General features: G+C 66.7%; 24 protein-coding genes. 14 read left to right on the top strand and 10 right to left on the bottom strand.

All coding sequences use genetic code 11. The features are described 5' to 3' along the window. Positions 1-29: 29 nt before the first annotated feature. From ACFQ24_RS16695 to coxB, 7 genes are all read right to left on the bottom strand, one after another. Positions 30-689: an SURF1 family protein gene (locus ACFQ24_RS16695; protein WP_380913245.1), complete on the bottom strand. Its 660-nt coding sequence runs from the start codon at positions 687-689 to the stop codon at positions 30-32. Positions 690-771: 82 nt separating this feature from the next. Continuing rightward, on the bottom strand, positions 772-1602 hold the full coding sequence (locus ACFQ24_RS16690; RefSeq protein ID WP_066762244.1) for a cytochrome c oxidase subunit 3: 831 nt from the start codon (positions 1600-1602) through the stop codon (positions 772-774). Between the two features lie 35 nt (positions 1603-1637). Continuing rightward, positions 1638-2213, bottom strand: coding sequence for a cytochrome c oxidase assembly protein (locus ACFQ24_RS16685; protein WP_380913242.1), 576 nt, complete (start codon positions 2211-2213; stop codon positions 1638-1640). Further along, positions 2213-2350 carry a hypothetical protein gene (locus ACFQ24_RS16680; protein WP_380913240.1) on the bottom strand — a complete coding sequence of 46 codons (138 nt, stop codon included), beginning with the start codon at positions 2348-2350 and terminating at the stop codon, positions 2213-2215. Before ACFQ24_RS16680 ends, ACFQ24_RS16685 begins: the two co-directional genes overlap by 1 nt. Further along, positions 2347-3297: a heme o synthase gene (locus ACFQ24_RS16675; RefSeq protein WP_380913238.1), complete on the bottom strand. Its 951-nt coding sequence runs from the start codon at positions 3295-3297 to the stop codon at positions 2347-2349. The genes ACFQ24_RS16680 and ACFQ24_RS16675 overlap by 4 nt, the downstream gene beginning before the upstream one ends. A 107-nt stretch (positions 3298-3404) precedes the next feature. Next, on the bottom strand, positions 3405-5072 hold the full coding sequence (gene ctaD, locus ACFQ24_RS16670; RefSeq protein WP_380913236.1) for a cytochrome c oxidase subunit I: 1668 nt from the start codon (positions 5070-5072) through the stop codon (positions 3405-3407). 18 nt (positions 5073-5090) lie between these two features. Continuing rightward, positions 5091-6125, bottom strand: coding sequence for a cytochrome c oxidase subunit II (gene coxB, locus ACFQ24_RS16665; RefSeq protein WP_380913235.1), 1035 nt, complete (start codon positions 6123-6125; stop codon positions 5091-5093). Between the two features lie 290 nt (positions 6126-6415). On the opposite strand from coxB, the gene pyrE reads away from it, so the two are divergent. The 6 genes from pyrE (at position 6416) to ACFQ24_RS16635 (ending at position 10619) form a co-directional block, all read left to right on the top strand. Continuing rightward, positions 6416-6997: an orotate phosphoribosyltransferase gene (pyrE, locus tag ACFQ24_RS16660; protein ID WP_380913233.1), complete on the top strand. Its 582-nt coding sequence runs from the start codon at positions 6416-6418 to the stop codon at positions 6995-6997. 8 nt (positions 6998-7005) lie between these two features. Then, positions 7006-7734 carry a pyridoxine 5'-phosphate synthase gene (locus ACFQ24_RS16655; RefSeq protein WP_380913231.1) on the top strand — a complete coding sequence of 243 codons (729 nt, stop codon included), beginning with the start codon at positions 7006-7008 and terminating at the stop codon, positions 7732-7734. Positions 7735-7747: 13 nt separating this feature from the next. Then, positions 7748-8149, top strand: coding sequence for a holo-ACP synthase (gene acpS / locus ACFQ24_RS16650; protein ID WP_380913229.1), 402 nt, complete (start codon positions 7748-7750; stop codon positions 8147-8149). A gap of 32 nt (positions 8150-8181) precedes the next feature. After that, entirely contained in the window at positions 8182-9066 is an 885-nt protein-coding gene (lepB, locus tag ACFQ24_RS16645; RefSeq protein WP_380913227.1) for a signal peptidase I, read from the top strand. Between the two features lie 20 nt (positions 9067-9086). After that, positions 9087-10163 carry an AI-2E family transporter gene (locus ACFQ24_RS16640; protein WP_380913225.1) on the top strand — a complete coding sequence of 359 codons (1077 nt, stop codon included), beginning with the start codon at positions 9087-9089 and terminating at the stop codon, positions 10161-10163. Between the two features lie 120 nt (positions 10164-10283). Continuing rightward, positions 10284-10619, top strand: a complete 336-nt coding sequence (locus tag ACFQ24_RS16635; protein WP_380913224.1) for a hypothetical protein — start codon at positions 10284-10286, stop codon at positions 10617-10619. 63 nt (positions 10620-10682) lie between these two features. Here ACFQ24_RS16635 and ACFQ24_RS16630 read toward each other — a convergent pair whose 3' ends face one another. Together ACFQ24_RS16630 and rpsU are read right to left on the bottom strand one after the other, a co-directional pair. Further along, positions 10683-11237 (bottom strand): FKBP-type peptidyl-prolyl cis-trans isomerase, encoded by a 555-nt coding sequence (locus tag ACFQ24_RS16630; RefSeq protein ID WP_380913222.1) that lies wholly within the window; start codon positions 11235-11237, stop codon positions 10683-10685. A gap of 78 nt (positions 11238-11315) precedes the next feature. Next, on the bottom strand, positions 11316-11522 hold the full coding sequence (gene rpsU, locus ACFQ24_RS16625) for a 30S ribosomal protein S21 (protein ID WP_021226581.1): 207 nt from the start codon (positions 11520-11522) through the stop codon (positions 11316-11318). A gap of 229 nt (positions 11523-11751) precedes the next feature. On the opposite strand from rpsU, the gene ACFQ24_RS16620 reads away from it, so the two are divergent. Further along, on the top strand, positions 11752-12510 hold the full coding sequence (locus ACFQ24_RS16620) for a class II aldolase/adducin family protein (RefSeq protein ID WP_380913220.1): 759 nt from the start codon (positions 11752-11754) through the stop codon (positions 12508-12510). Between the two features lie 17 nt (positions 12511-12527). Here the strand turns inward: ACFQ24_RS16620 and ACFQ24_RS16615 are convergent, their stop codons facing one another. Further along, positions 12528-16091 (bottom strand): hydantoinase B/oxoprolinase family protein, encoded by a 3564-nt coding sequence (locus ACFQ24_RS16615; protein WP_380913287.1) that lies wholly within the window; start codon positions 16089-16091, stop codon positions 12528-12530. A gap of 194 nt (positions 16092-16285) precedes the next feature. Here ACFQ24_RS16615 and ACFQ24_RS16610 point away from each other — a divergent pair, with 194 nt between their 5' ends. The 7 genes from ACFQ24_RS16610 (at position 16286) to ACFQ24_RS16580 (ending at position 22634) form a co-directional block, all read left to right on the top strand. Further along, positions 16286-16441: a hypothetical protein gene (locus ACFQ24_RS16610; RefSeq protein WP_380913218.1), complete on the top strand. Its 156-nt coding sequence runs from the start codon at positions 16286-16288 to the stop codon at positions 16439-16441. An 85-nt stretch (positions 16442-16526) separates the two neighbouring features. Beyond that, entirely contained in the window at positions 16527-18407 is a 1881-nt protein-coding gene (locus ACFQ24_RS16605; protein WP_380913216.1) for a CHASE3 domain-containing protein, read from the top strand. A gap of 96 nt (positions 18408-18503) precedes the next feature. Further along, positions 18504-19748 carry a putative DNA modification/repair radical SAM protein gene (locus ACFQ24_RS16600; RefSeq protein ID WP_380913215.1) on the top strand — a complete coding sequence of 415 codons (1245 nt, stop codon included), beginning with the start codon at positions 18504-18506 and terminating at the stop codon, positions 19746-19748. 75 nt (positions 19749-19823) lie between these two features. Further along, positions 19824-20174: a hypothetical protein gene (locus ACFQ24_RS16595; protein WP_380913213.1), complete on the top strand. Its 351-nt coding sequence runs from the start codon at positions 19824-19826 to the stop codon at positions 20172-20174. 58 nt (positions 20175-20232) lie between these two features. Beyond that, positions 20233-20697, top strand: coding sequence for a hemerythrin domain-containing protein (locus ACFQ24_RS16590; protein WP_380913212.1), 465 nt, complete (start codon positions 20233-20235; stop codon positions 20695-20697). A gap of 22 nt (positions 20698-20719) precedes the next feature. Then, the gene (locus ACFQ24_RS16585) at positions 20720-22153 is read left to right on the top strand and encodes a UdgX family uracil-DNA binding protein (RefSeq protein WP_380913210.1); all 1434 of its coding nucleotides are present in this window, start codon (positions 20720-20722) and stop codon (positions 22151-22153) included. 61 nt (positions 22154-22214) lie between these two features. After that, complete coding sequence (locus ACFQ24_RS16580) at positions 22215-22634, top strand: PilZ domain-containing protein (RefSeq protein WP_380913208.1); 420 nt, start codon at positions 22215-22217, stop codon at positions 22632-22634. Positions 22635-22642 lie beyond the last annotated feature (8 nt).

The following is a 22642-nucleotide window of genomic DNA, read 5'->3' as shown; positions in this document are numbered from 1 at the left end:
GCGACGCGGGGGGCAAGCAATTAAGGCTTTTACGGCCCCCTAGCGGAAATATTCCGCCGCCGCAGCGCCAGCGCATAGATGATGGCCGCCACGCCGGCGAAGAAGAACCATTGCATCGCATAGGCGAGATGGTTGTTCGGGATGTCATCGATATTGGGTGGCGCGACGGGCTTCAGCCCTTCCGGCGCGCGCTTTGCGATCAGCATGGGGCGCAGCGGCGGCGCCTTGCCGCCGATCCGGGTCAGCAGCGCGCGATGGTCCGGCTCCTCGCTGATCCAGCCTTCCACCTGTCCGCCCGACCAGCCCGGCGACTGGTCCGGCCGCTGCCCGACCCCCACGGCCACCAACACGCCCGGCCCTTCCGCGCCGGTCGAACATTGGGCGATGTGGCGATACCCGCTGCTGCCGTCCGCGGCGCGCCCAGCCTCCACCTGCCAGCCCACGACGGCAAGGCAGTGGACGGAGGACGGGCGGAACAGGATGGCGGGATCGACGGGAGGCAATCCGGGAAAGGCCATAGCGGGCTTACCGGGATTGGTCGCGGCAAGGGCAAGCGCCTGCGCCTTTTCCTCCCGCCGCTGCAACTGCCAGACGCCAAGACCGATCATCGTCAGCACCGCGAGCGCGACGAGCAGCGTCGGCATGATCGGGATGCGGGCCGGGATCGGGGTCGGACTTTGCGCGGTCATGCCCCTTGGTAAACCGCCTCGCCCGAAAAGAAAACGGCCGGCGCATCGCTATGCCGGCCGCATGTCAGGTTAACCGGCGGGATCAGCCGCCATGGACTTCCGCGCCCCAGCCGCCCCAGACATAGACGGCGACGAAGAGGAACAGCCACACCACGTCGACGAAGTGCCAGTACCAGGCGGCGGCTTCGAACCCGAAATGCTGGCGCGGAGTGAAGTGGCCCTTATAGGCGCGCACCAGGTTGACGATCAGGAAGATGGTGCCGACCAGAACGTGGAAGCCGTGGAAACCGGTCGCCATGTAGAAGGACGAGCTGTAGGGATTGCCGCCGAAGCCGAACGGCGCATGGGCATATTCATAGGCCTGGATGCAGCTGAAGATCGCGCCCAGGATGATCGTGCACCACAGCCCCTTGATGAGGCCGTCGCGGTCGCCATGGATCAGGCTGTGATGCGCCCAGGTGACCGTGGTGCCCGAGCAGAGCAGGATCAGCGTGTTGAGCAGCGGCAGCTCGAACGCGTTCATCACCTCGACGCCCTTGGAAGGGAAGGCGCCGTCGATCGGCGGCAATGCGCTCGGGAACAGCGAGAAGTCGAAGAAGGCCCAGAACCAGCCGACGAAGAACATGACTTCGGACGCGATGAACAGGATCATGCCATAGCGCAGATGCAGCTGCACGACCGGCGTATGGTCGCCCGCATGCGCTTCGGCGATGACATTGCCCCACCAGCTGTACATGGTGAACAACACGCCTGCCAGGCCGATCAGGAACACCCATCCGCCACCCGCGCCCATCGCGTCGGGATGCATGTACATGATCGCGCCGAACGCCATCACCAGCGCCGACATCGAGCCGAACAGCGGCCAGATGCTCGGCGGAAGAATATGATAATCGTGCGTCTTTGCGCCTGCCATGATCGGGTCTTCCCTGCTCCTGTTACCGCTCGTCCTTAGCTTGCCTTCTTGCCCTGCTCAACAGGATAGAAAGTATAGCTGAGCGTGATCTGTTGCGTGTCCTTGTTGTCCGGGTCGTTCAGTATCTTGGGATCGACATAATAGAGGACGGGCATCCGCACCTCCTGCCCCGGCTGCAGCGTCTGCTCGGTGAAACAGAAGCACTGGATCTTGGTGAAATAGGCGCCCGCCTGCGTCGGCGTGACGTTGAAGGCGGCGGTGCCGGTGACCGGCTTGTCCGACAGGTTCTTCGCGACGAAGATCGCCATGCTCTTCGCCCCGACCGTGACGGTCTGGGTAGGCCGCTCTGGGTGGAACGCCCATGGCATGCCGAGCGCGATGTTCGAATCGAAGCGGATCGACATGCTGTGCCCGGTCGCGACCGGCACCTGCGTGGCCGCTTCCGCGCGCTGCGTCGTGCCACCGAAGCCCGTTTGTTCGCAGAAGATGCGGTAGAGCGGGACCGAGGCGAAGCCCAGCCCCAGCATGGCGAGTCCCACGCCCGCCGCCGCCAGCATCGTGCGCCGGTTGCGCCGGTCGCGATCGAAGGGAGAAGGCGGCAGGCTGGCCATCAGATGTTATGGCTCGCGCCGATCTTCGCCAGGGTGATGGCGAAGAAGAGGATGACGAGGAAGCCGAGCAGCAGCCCCGTCACGATGGCGCGGCTCTTCTGCCGGGCACGGATCGCCTCCAGCTCCTCGGGCGTCACGCCAGCAGCCAGCGGTCGACGACCACTGCCCCGAACAGGAGGAAGAGATAGAGGACGGAATATTTGAACAACCGCTTTTCCGGGGCCATGCGCGCGGGATCGCTTTCCCGTCGGCGATAGACCTGGAAGGCGAAGACGGCGAACAGGCCAGTGCCGAGCAGCGCGGCCGTGCCGTAGACGAGGCCCGTCAGCCGCAGCAGCACCGGCGCGAGCGCTGCCACCGCCATGATCGCGGTGTAGAACCATATCTGCCGCCGCGTCGCCACCTCGCCCGACACGACGGGCAGCATCGGGATGCCGGCGGCGGCATAGTCGGTCTTCACGAACAGGGCGAGCGCCCAGAAATGCGGCGGCGTCCAGAAGAAGATCAGCATGAAGAGAGCGATGGGCAGCGCGCTGACATCGCCGGTCACCGCCGCCCAACCGATCACCGGGGGGAACGCCCCTGCCGCGCCGCCGATGACGATATTCTGCGCCGTGCGGGGCTTGAGCCAGATGGTGTAAACGAAGACGTAGAAGAGGATCGACACGGCCAGCACGGCGGCGGCGAGCCAGTTGGTCGCCATGCCCATCAGGATGACCGAGAAGAAGGAGAGCCCGACGCCGAAATGCAGCGCCGCCTGCCGGTCCATGCGGCCGGCGGGCAGCGGGCGGGACGCGGTACGCTTCATCTTGGCGTCGATGTCCGCTTCCCACCACTGGTTGAGCGCGGCGGCCGCGCCAGCACCCAGCGCGATGCAGAGGATCGCGGTGAAGGCCAGCACCGGATGGATCGTTCCCGGCGCGGCGAGCAGCCCGCACAGGCCCGTGAACACGACCAGCGTCATGACGCGCGGCTTGGTCAGCGCCACGAAGTCCCGCCAATGGGCGGGCATGGGCGCGGCGCGGCTTTCCGTCAGCGGCAGGCCGGCTTGCATCTGACCGGGCAGGATCGGCGAACTGGCCATAGTCTCCTCAATGGATCGAACGCGCCCCCTCTACAGGGGCGCGGCGATTCCGGCAAATGGACAGGCTGTCCCTCCCTGCAGGGCGGCAGCCTGTCTCTGCCCCATGATCAGTCGACGACCGGCAGGGTCTCGAACTGGTGGAAGGGCGGCGGGCTCGACAGCGTCCATTCCAGCGTCGTCGCGCCTTCGCCCCATGGATTGCCCTCAGCCTTCCTGCCGGCCGCGAGCGACCAGAAGATGTTGATGAGGAAGATCACGATGCCGACGGCCATGATCTCATAGCCGTGGGTCGCGACCGAGTTCCACTTCTCGAACGCCGCCGGATAGTCCGGATAGCGGCGCGGCATGCCGGAAAGGCCCAGGAAGTGCATCGGGAAGAACAGCAGGTTCACGCCGATGAAGAAGACCCAGAAGTGCAGCTGGCCCAGAAACTCGTTGTACATGCGCCCCGACATCTTCGGGAACCAGTAGTAGAAGCCGGCGAAGAGCGAGAAGACCGCGCCCAGCGACAACACATAGTGGAAGTGGGCGACGACATAATAGGTGTCGTGCAGCACGTCGTCCACGCCGCCATTGGCCAGCACCACGCCGGTCACCCCGCCAACGGTGAACAGGAAGATGAAGCCCAGCGCCCATACCATCGGCGTCTTGAAGCTGATCGACCCGCCCCAGATGGTGGCGATCCAAGAGAAGATCTTGATGCCGGTCGGCACCGCGATGACCATGGTGGCGGCGGTGAAATACATCTTCACGTTGACCGACATGCCGGTCGTGAACATGTGGTGCGCCCACACGACGAAGCCAACGACGCCGATCGCGACCATGGCATAGGCCATGCCGAGATAGCCGAACACCGGCTTGCGGCTGAAGGTCGAGATGATCTGGCTGACGATGCCGAAGCCCGGCAGGATCATGATATAGACTTCGGGGTGGCCGAAGAACCAGAAGAGATGCTGGTAGAGTTCGGGATCGCCGCCGCCCGCCGCATCATAGAAGGTCGTGCCGAAATTGCGGTCGGTCAGCAGCATCGTGATCGCCGCAGCCAGCACCGGAAGCGCCAGCAGCAGCAGGAAGGCGGTGACCAGCACCGACCAGACGAACAGCGGCATCTTGTGCAGGGTCATGCCCGGCGCACGCATATTGAGGATGGTGGTGATGAAGTTGATCGCGCCCAAAATCGACGACGCGCCCGCGATGTGCAGCGACAGGATCGCCATGTCGACGGCCGGCCCCGCCGACCCGCTGGTCGAAAGCGGCGCGTAGACGGTCCAGCCGGTGCCTGCGCCGTTGCCGGTGCCGCCGGGGACGAATGTCGATCCCAGCAGCAGCGCAAAGGCGGGGATGAGCAGCCAGAAGCTGATATTGTTCATCCGCGGGAAGGCCATGTCCGGCGCGCCGATCATGATCGGCACGAACCAGTTGCCGAAGCCGCCGATGATCGCCGGCATCACCATGAAGAAGACCATGATAAGGCCGTGTGCGGTGATCAGCACGTTCCAGAGGTGGTAGGCCTGGTCCAGCGTCGCGTCCGGCCCGTCCATCATCTGCGCCCAGCCATGGAGATACTGAATGCCCGGATGCGCCAGCTCGGCGCGCATCAGGCCCGAAATCGCGCCGCCGATCAGGCCGGCAAGGATCGCGAAGATCAGGTAGAGCGTGCCGATGTCCTTGTGATTGGTGGACATGAACCAGCGCTGGAAGAAGGCCGGCTTGTGGTCGGCATCATGGTGATCGTGTGCGTGATCGCCGTGATGATCGGCTGTGATGGTCGTCATGGCTTCCTAACCCCTGGATCAGATCTTGGCCGGCGCGCCGGCGGGCGCGGCGTCGGCGGTCTTGGGCTGCGGCTTCACGGTGCCGCCCTGCGAGAGCAGCCACTGTTCGAACTGCGCCGGCGGCAGCGCCTCGATCGCGATCGGCATGAAGCCGTGGCGCGCGCCGCACAGTTCGGAACACTGGCCGTAATAGACGCCGGGCTTCTCGATGAAGACGCTCTTTTCATTGAGACGGCCGGGCACCGCGTCCATCTTCAGCCAGAGCGAGGGCACCGCGAAGCTGTGGATCACGTCCGCGCCGGTGATGATCAGCTTGATCGGCCGGCCGACCGGCAGCACCAGGCGATTGTCGGGCGCGAGCAGATAGGGCTCGCCATTCGCCTTCGCCTTGTCTTCGGGCAGCATGTTGGACACGAACTCGGGCACGCCATTGTCGGGATATTCATAGCCCCAATACCATTGGTAGCCGGTGACCTTGACGGTCAGCGCATCCTTGGGCGCGGGCTTGTACTGGTCGGCCAGCAGGCTGATCGAAGGAACCGCGATGGCGAGCAGGATGACGACCGGGACGACGGTCCAGATCACCTCGATCACCGTATTGTGCGACGTCTTGGACGGAACCGGATTGGCGCTGCGGCGATAGCGGAACATGACCCACAGCATCAGCCCCAGCACCAGCAGCGAGATAAGCGTGATGATCGGCACCAGCATCTTGTCGTGCAGCCAGCGGGCGGTGTGGCCGGTGGGGCTGAACTGTTCCTGCAGCGTGATCTCGCCCGGACGCGGCATGCCGATGCCTTCGGTCGGCTTCATCCGCGGCGGCGCTGCGACCTTGGCGGCGGGCGCGGCGGCGCTGACGTTCGCCACATTGGCGTCGGCCGAATCGGCGGGCGCGCCGGGATCGGAGGATTTGGGGTCGGCATCCACGGGCGTCGCCAGCGCCGGGGCGGCCGCAGCCGCCGCATTGCCCTGCGCCATTGCCACACCACTCAGCCCCAGACCGGGCGAGAAAGCGAGCAACCCTGCAAGAACGAGCGATTTCACCTTGTTCATAGCGTCTTCGTACCCCTAACCCCTTGGCGCCGCTGCAACGAAGACGCACATGCGTGCGCACAGTCCCTCGCCCGTACGGTTCTGCCGCGGCTTATAGGCAGGCTTTTCCCCCGCCTCAAGCATTGATGGAGCAGATTTTCTTCGCTGTTGCAACGCACCCCCTCCCCGCCTATTTCGCAGGTCCGCGCACAGGGGCGCGATCATGGCGCGCTTTCAAGCACGCCGTGCATTCTTCAAGAGGGCGGATCGGCCAGGCAGCGCCGGCCCGCCGGGCATGGACGTAAGGCGGCATGACTGACGAGGACGTATTGGCGGAATTCCGGGCGGCAGGGGCGCTGCTCGAGGGGCACTTCATCCTCTCCTCGGGCCGGCGGAGCGCCAACTATCTGCAATGCGCCCGCGTGTTGATGAACGCCGAGCGCGCCGGCCGCCTCGCCCGCGCCGTGGTGCAGAAGCTGCCGCGCGAATTGCGGCAGGAGATCGACCTCGTCGTCTCGCCGGCGATGGGCGGCCTCATCATCGGGCATGAGGTCGGCCGCGCGCTGGACAAGGACGCGGTGTTCCTCGAACGACCAGAGGGCGTGTTCGAACTGCGCCGGGGCTTCGCCGTCGCGCCCGGGCAGAAGGTGCTGATGGTCGAGGATGTGGTGACCACCGGCCTGTCCTCCCGCCAGGCGATCGAGGCAGTGGAGAAGGAAGGCGGCATCGTCATCGCCGAAGCGGCGCTGGTCGACCGCTCGGCGGGCGAGGTGGAGCTTGGCGTCCCCTTCTACCCGCTCGTGTCGATCAACTTCCCGGTCTATGATGCCGATGCGATCCCGCCCGAACTGGCGGCGATCCCCGCGATCAAGCCCGGCAGCCGGAAGCAGTAGGCGGCCCCATGTCCACGCCGCTGCGCCTCGGGGTCAATATCGACCATGTCGCGACCATCCGCAACGCGCGGGGGGGCACGCATCCCGATCCGGTCAAGGCGGCGCTGCTTAGCGTGAAGGCTGGCGCGGACGGCATCACCGCGCATCTGCGTGAGGACAGGCGGCATATCCGCGACGAGGATATCGCCATGCTGATGGCCTCGCTCGACGTGCCGCTCAACCTGGAGATGGCGGCGACGCAGGAGATGCTGGAGATCGCGCTTCGCCACAAGCCGCACGCCGCCTGCATCGTCCCGGAAAAGCGCGAGGAACGCACGACCGAGGGCGGCCTTGACGCGGCGGGGCAGTTCGATGCGCTGCGCCCGATCGTCTCCGCGCTGGGCGAGGCGGGCATCCGCGTCAGCCTGTTCATCGAAGCGGATGCGGCACAGATCGAGGCGGCCATGAAGCTGGGCGCGCCAGTGGTGGAATTCCACACCGGGGCCTATGCCCATCTGGACGGTTCCGCCCGCGCCGCCGAGCTGCGCCGCATCGCCGACGCCGCCGCGCTCGCCGCCAAGAACGGGATCGAGCCGCATGCCGGCCACGGCCTCACCTTCGACAATGTCGCGCCGGTCGCCGCCATTCCCCAGATCGCCGAACTCAATATCGGCCATTTCCTGATCGGCGAAGCGATCTTCGGCGGCCTCGAAGCCAGCATCCGCGAAATGCGGCGGCAGATGGATCTGGCGCGGTGATGGCAGCCAAAGCATGATCATCGGCCTCGGCTCGGACCTCTGCAATATCGAGCGGATCCAGAACTCGCTCGACCGCTATGGCGAACGGTTCGAACGACGCGTCTTCACGCCCGTAGAGCAGGCCAAGGCCGCGCGCCGCCCCTTCACGCGCGCGGGCACCTACGCCAAGCGTTTCGCCGCCAAGGAGGCTTTCTCCAAGGCGGTCGGCACCGGCTTCAAGGCAGGCGTGTTCATGAAGGACATCGGCGTCGTCAACGCCCCCTCCGGCGCGCCCACGCTGGCGCTCACCGGCGGCGCGAAGGCGCGGCTGGACGCGATCACGCCGGTCGGCCACAAGGCGGTCGTTCACCTGACGCTCACCGACGACCATCCATGGGCGCAGGCCTTCGTCATCATCGAGGCGCTCCCGCTTTGAGCGAACCGTCGCCCCCCACCGAAAGCCAGTCCATGACGGCCATCGACCTTCCCGAACAGCCGCTCCAGTCCCTTCCCGCGACCGAGCCGGAGGAGCGCAAGGCGCCCGTCAACTGGTGGCATGAGGCGCGGAGCATCGTGCTGCTGGTTCTCGCCGTGCTCGCCTTCCACAGCTTTGTCGCCAAGCCCTTCTACATCCCCAGCGAATCGATGATGCCCGGCCTGCTGACCGGCGACCGGCTGGTGGTCAGCAAATTCCCCTATGGCTGGTCCTATGTGTCGCCCAGCTTCCATCCCCTCCCCTTCCTCAAGGGCCGCCTGCTCGGCCGCCTGCCGGAACGGGGCGACATCGTGATCGTCAGCCCGCAGAACCGGCGCGAGGATTATATCAAGCGCGTCATCGGCCTGCCCGGCGACATCGTCGAAGTGCGCGGCGGGCAGGTGATCCTGAACGGCGTCGCCGTGCCGCAGAAGATGCTGAAGCCGCTGCGCATCCCGGTCGATGGCAACGCGCCCTGCCCGCCGCTGCAATTCCCCGGCGCGCTGGTGACGGACAAGACCGGCAAAAGCTGGTGCGAACTGCCGGTGCGGCAGGAAATCCTGCCCAATGGCAAGACCTACACGATCATCGACATGGGGCCGAGCGCGCTCGACTGGTACGGACCGGTTCGGGTGCCGGAAAATCATGTATTCCTGATGGGCGACAATCGCGACAACAGCGCCGACAGCCGCGCCCCGCTGGAAGAAAACGGCCTGGGCGGCCCTGTGCCGTGGGAGGCGATCGGCGGCCGCGCCGAATTCATCACCTTCTCGCTGGACGGCGATGCGACCCTCAATCCGCTGACCTGGCTTCATGCCTTCCGCAGCGGGCGCGCGGGGAACAGCCTGCGTCCGGCGAGCGTTCCTCCCCCGAAATAACATCTTCGGGGATCAGGGTCTTGAGCGAGCAGCCGCGCCATATCGAGCAACCCGGTCCCAGCGAAGTCCGCAGCCCCATCATCCGGCGGGAACTCGCTCGCGCGGGCGTATGGATCGGCCTGGCCGTCGCCGTCGCGGTCCTGGCCTTGCTGGCCCAGCCGCTCATGCTCATCATGGGCGCACTGGTGTTCGCGACGATGCTGGACGGGGGCACGCGCCTTCTGGGTCGCGTCCTGCCGATCGGACGCGGATGGCGCCTTGCCATCGTCCTGCTCGGGATCGTCGCCTTCCTCGCCTATACCTTCTATCTCACCGGCGCGAGCCTCGCCGCGCAGGCGCAGGCGATGCGCGACATCGTCGAAACGCAAGTCGGACGCATCGGCGGCTGGATGCAGCAGCTGGGCGTCACCACCACGCCCAATGACCTCAAGGGGCTGGCGCAGCAGGCGATGAGCAGCATGGGCCGCGTGACGGCGGCGGTCGGCACGGCGGTCGGCGCGATCACCAGCGCGGTCATGATGCTGGTGCTCGCCATCTTCATCGCCGTCGAACCCAAGCTCTACGAGCGCGGCGTCGCCTGGATGCTGCCGATGGACCGGCGAGACGACTTCTACCGCACTGCCGACAAGATGGGCTGGACGCTGCGCCGGCTGATGTTCGGCCGGCTGATCGGCATGGCGGTGGAGGGCGTGGGCACCTGGCTGCTCTTGTGGGCGGGCGGCGTGCCGATGGCGGGACTGCTTGGCATATTGACCGGCCTGCTCGCCTTCCTCCCCAATATCGGCGCGATCATATCGGGCGCGCTCATCATCCTGGTCGGCTTTTCCGGCGGCACCGATACCGGCCTGTATGCCCTGGGCGTCTATCTGGCGGTCCAGATGGTCGATGGCTATCTGATCGTGCCGATGGTGGCGAAGCGTGCGGTGGACCTGGCCCCTGCGCTGGTGCTGGCGGCGCAGATCCTGTTCGGCGCGCTGTTCGGCATATTGGGCCTGTTCCTGGCCGATCCGATCGTCGCGATGATCAAGGTGTGGCTGGAGGAACGGTCGCGCGCGTCGAACGAACGCCGCCGCCCTGCCGGCTTCATCGCGCGCTAGCCTGCCACGCTCCCGCCGACTTGCCCCGGCGTCTCGGCACGGGACAACTGGCTGGAACGCCATGGCGCGCCACGCGCTTCATGCTATGATGAACAAAATGGAGAGGAAGGAGCGAAGCCGATGACAAGCGGGCTCGACAAACAGAAGAAGCTGCATTTCGACCTGTCCAATGTAGGCCTGCGCGCCCATGCGACGGCGGCGGGCTTGCTCCAGCTGTGCCTGGAACTGCGCCAGGCCGGGATATTGGACGACGCGGCGGTGGGGCGGATCAAGAACGCCATCGCCTGCGACATAGAAGTGTCCGCGCCGCGGTCCGTCGCGACCGCCGATTTCCGCCGCGACATCAAGCTGCGGCTGGACCGGCTGTTCGCTGGCGAGGAAAAGGTCGGCAGCGCCAACGCGCTGGCATTCGGCGCCTCCTTCGACGAGGATGGCGTCTGTCAGGGTCACGCCTGACCGGGACATGAAAAAGGGGCCGTGCGGCGGCCCCTTCCCAAAGACTTGGACTGGCTGTGCCGGTCAGTTGCCGGCGTGCGGCACCACGCCCTGCTGCATCTGCTGCTGAAGCTGCATCAGTTCCGCCTTCGACTTGAAGTCGTGCAGCGTGACGTCGAACACCAGCACCGAACCGGCCGGAATGGGGCCGGCGGCCTGATCACCATAGCCAAGCTGCGGCGGGATCCACAGGCGATACTTGCCGCCCTTCTTCATCTTCTGCAGGCCTTCGGAGAAACCCGGAACCACGCCGTCGATCGGCATCGGGGCCTGCGGATTCTCGTCGAAGACAGTGCCGTCGAGCAGCGTGCCCTTATAGCCGACCAGCGCGACGTCGGCCGTGGTCGGGCTCGCACCGGTGCCGTCTTCCAGCACCTTGTACTGCAGGCCAGATTCGGTCGTGACGACGCCATCGGCATGCGCGTTGGCGGACAGGAAGGCGGCCGGAGACGGTTCCACGCCCTGCTGCCCCGCCCAGGCCAGGCCGCCCGCCGCCAGCGCAACCGCCGCGACGCCGACCCAGAGGCGCGTCAATGACCCCTTGGCGATGGGACGAAGGGGAACGGCCGTCGTGGACATGGGGCTTGGCTCTCGTGATCAGGGGCAGGTCGAAACAGCGAAAACCGGAACGGTCATGCCGCTCCGGTCATAGGCGTCTTAACGGACGCCGTCGCGTTCGGCGCGCTTGCGCTCCATCTTGCGGGCGCGGCGGACAGCGGCAGCCTTTTCGCGGGCGCGCTTTTCCGACGGCTTCTCGTAATGACGGCGCAGCTTCATTTCGCGATACACGCCCTCGCGCTGCAGCTTCTTCTTGAGCGCGCGAAGAGCCTGGTCGACATTGTTGTCGCGAACGATGATCTGCATAAGTCCGTCAATCTCCAATCGAAAACGGGCGGTTCGCCGGGACCGAATTGTCTTTCCCGACGAGCCGACCGAATAGCAAAGCCAGTGAGTCGTCGCAGGTCGCCCTGCGCCATGTGCGGCGCGCCCTACCAGCGGTCCCGCGCAAATTCAACCCTATTGGGTGAAATCTCGACATTCTTGGCGCTTGGGCCGATAGTGGCGGCATAAAAGAGACAGGAGAAGGATCGCCATGGCCACCGCCGCCAAACACCCCGCTATGACCCCCGCCGAATGGGAAGCCCGCCAGCAGCTCGCCGCCTGCTACCGCATCTTCGACCATATGGGCTGGTCCGAACTCATCTACAACCACATCACCGTGCGCGTGCCGGGGGAAGATCACGCCTTCCTCATCAACCCCTTCGGTCTCAGCTATGCGGAGGTACGCGCGTCCAACCTCGTCAAGATCGACATCGACGGGCAGGTGCTGGACGGCAGCCCCTATCCGGTCAACCGCGCCGGCTTCACCCAGCACAGCGTCTTCCACCGCCATCTGCCAGACGCGCATTGCATCATCCACACCCACACGACCGCCGGCATGGCCGTCAGCGCCTGCGCGGAAGGACTGCGCCCGATCAGCTTCTATGCGGCCGCCTTCATCGGCCGGATCGCGCATCATGATTTCGAGGGCGTGACGATCCGGCCGGAGGAAGGCAAGCGGCTGATCGCCAATCTGGGCGACAAGCGCGTCATGCTGCTGCGCAATCATGGTACGCTGGTGATGGCGCCCACCCTACCCGAAGCGTTCCTGAAACACTGGCTGCTCCAGCGCGCCTGCGAGATTCAGGTGGCGGCGGGCTCGGCGGGCACGCCGATGAACATCCCGCTCGAGGTGATCGCCGTGCATCAGCGCGACCTGGCCGGCGTCCAGCTGCCCACCGGGCCGGGCGTTCCCGACTTTCAGGCGATGGTGCGCACCATCGACCGGATCGATCCGAGCTGGCGGGACTAGCGCAGCAGGGTCGAGCGTCAGCCCGCGCCGAAGCCCCCGCCACCCGGCGTTTCGATGACGAAGGCGTCGCCCGCGCGCAGCTGCGCCGTGGCGGTGGGGCCAAGCGGCTCCACCGTCCCGTCTGCCCGCTCCACCCGGTTGCGCCCAACGGCACCGGGCGCGCCGCCCTTCAGGCCGAAAGGTGGCACGGTCCGCCGGTTGGACAGGATGCCGGCGGTCATGTCCTCCAGGAAGCGGATGCGCCGCACCGCGCCGTCGCCGCCCCGGTGGCGGCCTGCGCCCCCTGATCCCTCACGCACCGAAAATTCCTCCAGCAGCACGGGAAAGCGGCTTTCGAGGATTTCGGGATCGGTAAGCCGGCTGTTGGTCATGTGCGTCTGCACCACGCTGGCCCCGTCATGGTCCGGCCCCGCCCCCGCGCCGCCCGCGATCGTCTCGTAATATTGATGGCGCGCATTGCCGAAGGTGAAGTTGTTCATCGTGCCCTGCGCGGCCGCCATCACGCCCAGCGCGCCGAACAGCGCGTCCGTCACCACCTGGCTGGTTTCGACATTGCCCGCGACCACGGCGGCCGGATGGCGCGGCCGCAGCATCGACCCATCGGGCACGACGATGGTGACGGGCTTCAGGCAGCCGTCATTCATCGGCACCGCCTCGTCGATCAGGGTGCGCACGACATAGAGCACCGCTGCCCGAACGATCGAGGCGGGCGCATTGAAATTGTTGGGCAATTGATCGGACGTGCCGGTGAAGTCGATGGTCGCGGCGCGCGCCTCCCGGTCGATGGAAACCGAGACCTGCACCGTTGCGCCATTGTCCATTGCGTAGGAAAAGCGCCCGTCGCTCAGGCTGCCGATCAGGCGGCGGACGGCCGCTTCGGCCTGATCCTGCACATGCCCCATATAGGCGGCGACCACGTCCGCACCATAATCGGCGCTGATCCGCTGCAATTCGCTGGCCCCTTTGGCGCAGGCCGCGATCTGCGCGGACAGGTCGGCGATATTCTGGTCGATGTTGCGCGCCGGCCAGCGGCCCGACGCCAGCAAGGCGCGGGTCTCCTCCTCGCGCAGCACCCCTGCCTCCACCAGCAGCCAGTTGTCGAACAGGATGCCTTCTTCCTCGACGCTGACGCTGCCGGGCGGCATCGATCCCGGCGTGATCCCGCCGATATCGGCATGATGCCCGCGCGCCGCAACGTAGAAGGACGGCGTGTCCCCTTCGACGAAGACCGGCATCACCACCGTCAGGTCAGGCAAGTGCGTGCCCCCGTCATAGGGCGCGTTGAGCGCATAGACATCGCCCGGCCTCATGCCGCGTCCGTCGATCGGCGCGCCGTCCGCGTCCGGCCCCCGGCGGCGCAGGATCGCGCGGATGCTGTCGCCCATGCTGCCCAGATGGACCGGCATGTGCGGCGCATTGGCCACCAGATTGCCGGTGGCATCGAACAGCGCGCAGGAAAAATCGAGCCGTTCGCGGATATTGACCGACGATGCGCTGTGCTGGAGCGCGGCCCCCATCTCCTCCGCAACCGCCATGAACAGCCCGCCCATCACCTCCAGCCGCACCGGATCGACCGCGCCGTCGCTCGCACCCTTGGCCCGCGCGGCATGGCGGGTCAGGATCAGATTGCCGTGACCATCCAGCCGCGCGCGCCAGCCCGGCTCGACCGCCGTGGTCGATACCGGATCGATGATGAGCGCCGGCCCGTCGACGACGCTGTCGGCCGCCAGCCCCGAACGGTCGAACACCGGCGCGTCCTGTCCGGCATAATCGACATGGGCCAGCGGTGGCGCGGCCCGGTCCGCGATCTCGACCAGACCGCTCATATCCTCGTCATTCGCGGCGATCGCCTCCACCCGCGCCATGTCGATCAGGATCGCGCCCTTGCCCGCAAAGCCGAACCGCGCGCTGTGCTGGGCCAGGAAATCGGCGCGCATGGCGGCGACATCGCCCAGCGGCACGTCGAACAGGCTGTCCGTGCCCTCATAGCGCAGCCGTAGCAGCGTTTCGGTCCGGTCCGCGTCCGGCAGGTCGGCCCGCGCCTCTTCCTCCAGCGCCGCCATCGCTTCGGCAAGCGCACCACCTGCCTCCAGCGGCAGCGCCAGCGTCCGCTCCCGCACCGCCCGGCGATCGGCCAGCCCCATGCCATAGGCCGACAGTACGCCGCCCAGCGGATGGATCATCACCCGGTCCATCCCCAGCGCGTCGGCCACCAGGCAGGCATGTTGCCCGCCCGCCCCGCCGAAGCTCGCCAGCGTATAGCGCGCCACGTCATGGCCCCGCGCCACCGATATGCGCTTGATCGCATTGGCCATGCTGGCGACCGCGACCGCGATGAAGCCGCCCGCCGCGTCCTCAACCGTGATCGCCCGCCCCGTCTCCGCCTCGACCTGTGTGCAGATGTCCGCGATCCGCGCCTGCGCCGCCGCCCGGTCGAGCGGCTGGTCGCCGTTCGGCCCGAACAAGCTGGGGAAGAAGGCGGGCTGGATCTTGCCCAGGACCAGGTTGCAGTCGGTGATGGTCAGCGGCCCGCCGCGCCGGTAGCAGGCGGGACCAGGCACCGCGCCGGCGCTGTCCGGCCCGACCCGGAACCGCCCGTCCTGAAAGGCGCAGACGGACCCGCCGCCCGCCGCGATCGTATGGATGCGCATCATCGGCGCGCGCAGCCGCACGCCGGCGATCTTCGCCTCATTGTCGCGCTCATAAGCGCCGGCATAATGCGACACGTCGGTGGACGTGCCGCCCATGTCGAAGCCGATGACCCGGTCGAAGCCCGCCTGCGCGCTCGTCCGGGCAAGGCCGACGATCCCGCCCGCCGGCCCGGACAGCACGGCGTCCTTCCCCCGGAACAGGCTGCCGTCCGTCAGGCCGCCGTTCGACTGCATGAACAGCATGTCCGCCCCTTCGCCAAGCGCGCGCCGCAGCCCGCCGACATAGGCGCGCAGCACGGGAGACAGATAGGCATCGGCCAGGCTGGTGTCGCCTCGCCCGATCAGCTTGATGAGCGGCGCGACCTCATGGCTGAGGCTGATCTGCGTGAAACCGATCTCCGCCGCGATTCCACCGACCCGCCGCTCATGATCGGGATGGCGATAGCCGTGCATCAGCGCGACCGCCACTGCGCGCAGCCCGCGATTATAGGCACCCTGAAGCGCGGCGCGCGCGGCATCCTCGTCCAGCGGCAGGCGCACGGTCCCGTCCGCTGTCACCCGCTCGTCGATCTCGACGACATCGGCGTGCAGCGGTTCGGCCACGCGGATGGCACGGGCGAACAGCTCCGGCCGCTCCTGCGTGCCGATGCGGATGGCGTCGCGAAAGCCGCGGGTGGTCGCCAGCAGCACCGGTTCGCCCTTCCGTTCCAGCAGCGCGTTTGTCGCGATCGTTGTGCCGATGCGAAGGGAACTGGGCGGAATCGGCCCGGCCTTCGCGCCGGTCAGCCGCCGCACCGCCTCCACCGCCGCGTCGGCATAGCGTTCCGGGTCGCTGGACAGCAGCTTGGCGCAATGCAGCCGTCCGCGGGGGTCGCGCGCCACGACATCCGTGAAGGTGCCGCCCCGATCGATCCAGAAATGCCATGTCATGGCGGGGGTGATGGCCTCGGCTCGTCCGATTGGCAAGGCATGTCGTCGCTGCACCGCAGCAAGAGCGAGTGCGCCGTTAACCATGGAAGTCCCTGCAAATCCGCCGATTTTTCTGGCGCACCCGGCAAAAATCTGATACTAAAATGTCACTTCGGGTAAGTGTTTGCATAAAAGTGTAAATTTAGGAGAGTTGGATGGCTGTTCTGGGGCAGGCCGTTTCTGCACAAGGCGATTATGATCACCGGTACGAAGATGTCTCCGGCGTGATGCGGGCTTTGCCGCTCGCGCTGGTGTTCAGCGCGGGCTTGTGGGCCGCCAGCGCCGCCTGCCTCTTTGGCTTCATCGGTTGACGGCGGCCACCCGGACGCCTTTTGGCAAGTAAAGCAAGGACAAGTCGCTTGCCCTGAGGCGGCGAATGACTCATGACGTTGCGCCATGCCTGCCCTGCGTCCTGAACGATCCGTCGTCATTCTGTTGCTTGCACTCGCGGTCGTGATGATCGCGGTCGGGGGGACGCTGTGGCTTTACACCGGCCAGCAGGCCGAGGCGGCATGGGTGCGCCACACCCTGCGGGTGGAAAATCGCCTCTCCATGCTGCTGTCCCGCGCGCAGGCGGCGGAAAGCGCCCAGCGCGGCTTCCTCCTGACGCGGAAGGACGATTTTCTCGGTTCCTACGAGGAATTCCGCGCGACCTGGCGGGATGAAGTGCGCGAGCTGCAGGCCGACGTCAGCGACAATCCCGAACAGTTCCGCTCGCTTGAGAAGGTGGCGGCGCTGATCGACCGGCGCGTACAACGGCTGCAGACCAACATAGAGGCGCGACGCGCGGGGCGGCAACCCGACTCCACCGTTCTGCTGCAGGGGCTGGTGCTGATGTCGAGCATCCGGGCCGAAATCGCCAGGATGAAGGCGCGCGAGGAGCAATTGCTGCGCACCCGTTCGATGCAGGCGGGGCGGTTGAGCGCCATGGTCACGGCCGGCCTGCTGCTGAGCGCCGCGCTCGTCATCGTCCTGGGGTTGATGGCCCTGCGCACCGCCCAGCGCCGCGTTACCGAAGCGGTGGAAAGCCGCGAGGCGCTGCAGAGCGCCAACGACCGGCTGATTGCCGAAGCGGAGGAGCGCGAAGCGGCGCAGGCGCAACTCCGTCAGGTGCAGAAAATGGAATCCATCGGCCAGCTGACCGGCGGCATCGCGCATGATTTCAACAACATGCTCGCCATCGTCATCGGGTCGCTCGACATGGCGAAGCGGCGGCTGGGCGAAGATGGCGATCCGCGCATCGCCCGCGGCATAGACAATGCGGCGGAAGGGGCACAGCGCGCCGCGCAGCTCACCGCCCGCCTGCTCGCCTTCTCCCGCCAGCAGCCGCTCGACCCGCAACCGACCGACGTCAACAAGCTGGTGGGCGGCATGTCCGAACTGCTGCGCCGCACGATCGGGGAAGATGTGCGCGTCGAATCCGTGCTCGCCGGCGGCCTCTGGCGCGCCAGCATCGACGCCAACCAGCTGGAAAGCGCGATCCTGAACCTGTGCGTCAATGCGCGGGATGCGATGCCGGGCGGCGGCCACCTGACGATCGAAACCGGCAACGCCCATCTCGACGATGCCTATGCCGCCGCGCATGCGGACGTTTCGCCAGGCCAATATGTGATGGTGTCGGTGACCGACACCGGCACCGGCATGCCGCCGCATGTGGTGGAGCGCGCCTTCGACCCCTTCTTCACCACCAAGGGGGTGGGCAAGGGTACTGGCCTCGGCCTCAGCCAGGTGTTCGGCTTCGTCAAGCAATCGCACGGCCATGTCAAAATCTATTCGGAGCCGGACGAAGGCACGACGATCAAGATCTACCTGCCGCGTCATTATGGCGCGGAGCTGGGCACCGGCTATGCCGCCCCCGCATCCGACAGCCTGCCGCGCGCCCGCGACGAGGAGATCGTCCTGGTGGTGGAGGATGAGGAACGTGTCCGCCATATGTCCGTCGATTCGCTGCGCGAATTGGGCTATACCGTGGTACAGGCGTCGGACGGCGAGCAGGCGCTGGAGATGCTGACGATCCAGCCGCGCATCGACATGCTGTTCACCGACATCGTCATGCCCGGCATCAATGGCCGCGAGCTTGCCGACCGGGCGCAGGCGCAGCGGCCGGGCCTCAAAATCCTCTACACCACCGGATATACTCGCAACGCCATCGTCCATAACGGTATGCTGGATCCCGGCCTCGCCTTCCTGCCCAAGCCCTTCACGCTGGACCAGCTGGCGATGAAGGTACGACAGGTTCTCGACGGGGCCAGCGACGGGGACGGGGCGGGGACCTGACCGGCGGCGGCCGCCATCTGGGGGACAGCCATGCCCTTTTGGTCAGGCTTGATGCAGATCATGGACAGAAGCGCGCACTGAACATATCAGGAACGAATGACGCAGCTTTCCACCCGGCAAAAGCTGGAAATCCTCGCCGACGCGGCAAAATATGACGCGTCCTGCGCCTCGTCCGGCACGGCGAAGCGCGACAGTCGCGGGGGCAAGGGCATCGGCTCGACCGAAGGCATGGGCATCTGCCACGCCTATGCGCCCGACGGTCGCTGCATCTCCCTGCTCAAGATATTGCTGACGAACAGCTGCATCTTCGATTGCCATTATTGCATCAACCGCCGGTCGAGCGACGTGCGCCGGGCCCGCTTCACCGCGCGCGAGGTGGTGGACCTGACGCTCAACTTCTATCGCCGCAACTATATCGAGGGTCTGTTCCTTTCCTCGGGGATCATCCGCTCCTCCGACTATACGATGGAGCAATTGGTGGAGGTCGCGCGATCGCTGCGCGAGGATCATGATTTCCGCGGTTACATCCACCTCAAGACTATCCCGGACGCCGACCCCGGATTGCTGAACTTGGCAGGGCTCTATGCCGACCGCCTCTCCATCAATGTCGAACTGCCGACCGAAGGGGGTTTGAAGCGCCTCGCGCCGGAAAAGGATGGCGGTCGGATCGAGGGCGCCATGGGCCAGCTCAGGAACGAGATCGAGGACAAGAAGGACGCCCGAAAGAAATATCGCCACGCCCCCCGCTTCGCCCCTGCGGGACAATCGACGCAGATGATCGTGGGGGCGGACGCGGCCGACGACCGCGCTATCATCGCGCGCGCCAGCACGCTCTACGACCGGCATCGCCTCCGCCGCGTCTATTACAGCGCCTTCTCCCCAATCCCCTCGCCCAGCGCCGTGTTGCCGCTCAAGCGCCCGCCCCTGATGCGCGAACATCGGCTCTACCAATCCGACTGGATGATCCGCTTCTACGGCTATGACGCGGGCGAAATCGCGGCCGCGACCGATCGGGCGACCGGATGCCTGCCGCTCGACATCGATCCCAAGCTCGCCTGGGCGCTGAACCACCGCGCCGCCTTCCCCGTGGACGTGAACCGCGCACCGCGCGAAGCGCTGCTGCGCGTGCCCGGCCTTGGCGTGAAGGCGGTCGACCGCATCCTGCTGAGCCGCCGCCATCGCCGGCTGCGGCTGGACGATGTCGCGCGGCTCACCACCTCCATCCGCAAGCTGCGGCCCTTCCTGATCGCCGCCGACTGGCGTCCGCTGGCGCTCACCGACCGGGCCGACCTGCGCACGCGCCTCGCGCCCCCCGCGCGCCAGCTCGACCTCTTCACATAAACGTCATTTTGCGGTTGATTGCCGCGCCGACTCGTGAAATTCTCGCATCAGGGTCTTTTGAAGGAGGATGGGGTCTTGGCGACCGCACTTGGCAACGGCGCGCATTCGCGCAAGAGCTTCGCCAAACGCATCAGCTCGCATCTCGCCGCTGCGCTGGTCGTCTTCTGCCTCCTGCAAATCGGCATCGTCGCGAAGATGGGCGGATCGCTCGTCCTGCACCTCGGCATCGTCATCGCCATCGGCGGCTTCGCGGTCGCGGCGCGGGGACTCGAACATCGCTGGCAGATGCTGGAGCAGGGCGGCCTGTCGCAGGGCGGCCTCATCGTGCGCTTCCGCCGCGATGTCGTGCAGCTCTGGGCCGCCAGCCTGCTTGGCGCGCTGCTCTGGATCCCCGTCGGCATCATCTACCGCTTCCTCTTCGGGTAGGCTCGGACCCAATCGGGCGCGCCCACGTTCTCCTTGGCTGGAACAAGGAGGAACCCCCATGGCCGACGCCACCATCTTCGATCGCCTCAAGCAGGATCATGACAGCCATCGCCAGCTCTTCGCCAAGATGGACGAAGCGAAGGACGATGCCGACCGCCTGGAAAAGCTGTTCGCCCAGTTCAAGGTCGAGGTAAAAGCCCACGCCGCCGCCGAGGAGGAAACGCTCTACGCCACCATGCTTGCCCGCCCCGACCTGCGCGAAGACGCCCAGCACAGCGTGTCCGAGCATAAGGAGATCGAGGATTATCTGGAGGAGATGGAGGAGCAGGAATTCAACGGCCAGGACTGGCGCGAAACCTTCGCCCAGCTCAAGAAGCGCTACCTCCACCATATCGAGGAGGAGGAAGAGGAGATGTTCCCGGACGCCGCCAAGGACTTGACCGACGAGGAGGAACGGACGCTGGGCGAGCGTTTCGCCGAACGCAAGCCCGCCGAGCTGGAACGCGCGCAGGCGGAGGACTAGGTCGCCGCCGCGCCAGCCCTTGATGCACCGCGTCGCCCTCTCCGCTCCCGACGATTTCGACGGCTGGCGCGCGGCGGCGCGGCGGCTGGCGGTGGCGGGCGTCGATCCCGCCGATGTGCATTGGCAGGTCGGTGACACCCCCGCCGACCTCTTCGCGGCAGACCCCCTCCCGCCCGAGCCGCTGCGCGCCGCCTTTTCCGTCCCGCGCGCCTTCGTTGATCTTGCCGAGAGCGCGATCCTCCACAGCGACGCCGAACGCTTCGCGCTGCTCTATGCGCTGCTGGTCCAGGTGCGCGACCGTCCGGGCGCGATGGAGGACAAGGCGGACCCGCTCCTCCGACGCATCGACGGGCTGGCGAAGGCGGTGCGCCGCGACATCCACAAGATGCGCGCCTTCGTCCGCTTCCGCGAGGTGGAGGCGGACGGCCACACCCGCTTCGTCGCCTGGTTCGAGCCCGACCATCATATCGTGCGCGCCAATGCCGGCTTCTTCGTCCGTCGCTTCGCCGCGATGCGCTGGTCCATACTGACGCCGGACATCAGCATCCATTGGGACGCTCAGACGTTGAGCGAAGGACCGGGCGCTAGCCGCGCCGATGCGCCGGAGGGCGACCCGGTCGAGGCTTTGTGGAAGGGCTATTATGCCGCGATCTTCAATCCGGCCCGGCTCAAGACCGGCGCGATGCTGTCGGAAATGCCAAAAAAATATTGGCGCAACCTGCCTGAAGCCGCGCTCATCCCCGACCTCATCGCCGGCGCGCAGGCGCGGGAGGCAGCCATGATCGCGACCACACCTCTGCCCGAAAAGCCGCGAAAGCCAACGCCGTCCCAAACCCCACCGGTGCAGCGCGGCAACGTCGCCCCCGTCTGGGCCGCGATCCGCGAGGAGGCGATGGTCTGCACCCGCTGCCCGCTCTATCAGGACGCCACCCAGACCGTGTTCGGCGAAGGTCCGCTCGACGCGCCGCTGCTCTTCATCGGCGAACAGCCGGGCGATCAGGAGGATTTGGCCGGCCGTCCCTTCGTCGGCCCGGCAGGCCAGCTGTTCGATCAGGCGCTTGAGCAGGCCGGCGTAGACCGGGCCGCCGCTTACGTCACCAATGCAGTCAAGCATTTCAAGTTCGAACGGCGCGGCAAGCGGCGGCTGCATCAGTCCCCTGATGCGGGCGAGATCCAGGCCTGCCGCTGGTGGCTGGGACAGGAAATCGATCTTGTCCGGCCCCGGCTGATCGTCGCGCTCGGCGCGTCGGCCGCCCGCGCGATGCTGGGCAAGGCGGTGACCATCAGCCGCAGCCGGGGTGCGGCTATCCCTCTGGAAAGCGGTGCGGAAGGGTGGGTGACGGTCCATCCCAGCTATCTCCTCCGCCTGCCCGACGAGGGCCGGCGCGCCGAGGAGCGCGCCCGCTTCGTCGATGAATTGCGCCGGATCGGACAGAGGGTGGCGGAGCTGACTTGACGCGGCGGAGGAAACCTCCGATCGACCCATGCATTATCATGGCGAAGCCAAGGCGAGCCACATGACGGACCAGCCCCCGCGCCCCAAAAGATCGAGCGTTTTCATCGACGCCGCGATGGACAGCCAGCAACAGAGCGCGTCCATGCAGACGGTGCGGATCCGCAACCTGTCGGAAGGCGGCGCGAAGATCGAGGGCAAGGCCCCGCCGGTGGGCACGGCCATCCTGCTGTCCCGGGGCGACCTGGAAATTGCTGCACGCGTCGCGTGGGTGTCGGACCGCTATTTCGGCGTCGCCTTCGATGAGCCGGTAGCAGTCGAACAACTGATGCGCGCGGCTGCGAAGCCCGGTGCGCCCGACCGGCCGGTCTATGCAGCAGCGCTGACCGAAGGCGTCGGCCGCGTCCAGCCGGAACCGCCGCGCCGCCGGACGACGCCGCTCGACCGCGCGACCTTCGGCCTGCGCGTCGCGCCGCGCTCCTGACCCGCGAT

The sequence above is a fragment of the Sphingobium olei genome (genome assembly GCF_042678845.1).
GTDB lineage: Bacteria > Pseudomonadota > Alphaproteobacteria > Sphingomonadales > Sphingomonadaceae > Sphingobium > Sphingobium olei.
Note: the sequence above shows the minus strand (reverse complement) of the source record. Positions and strands in the feature narration are given on the sequence as shown.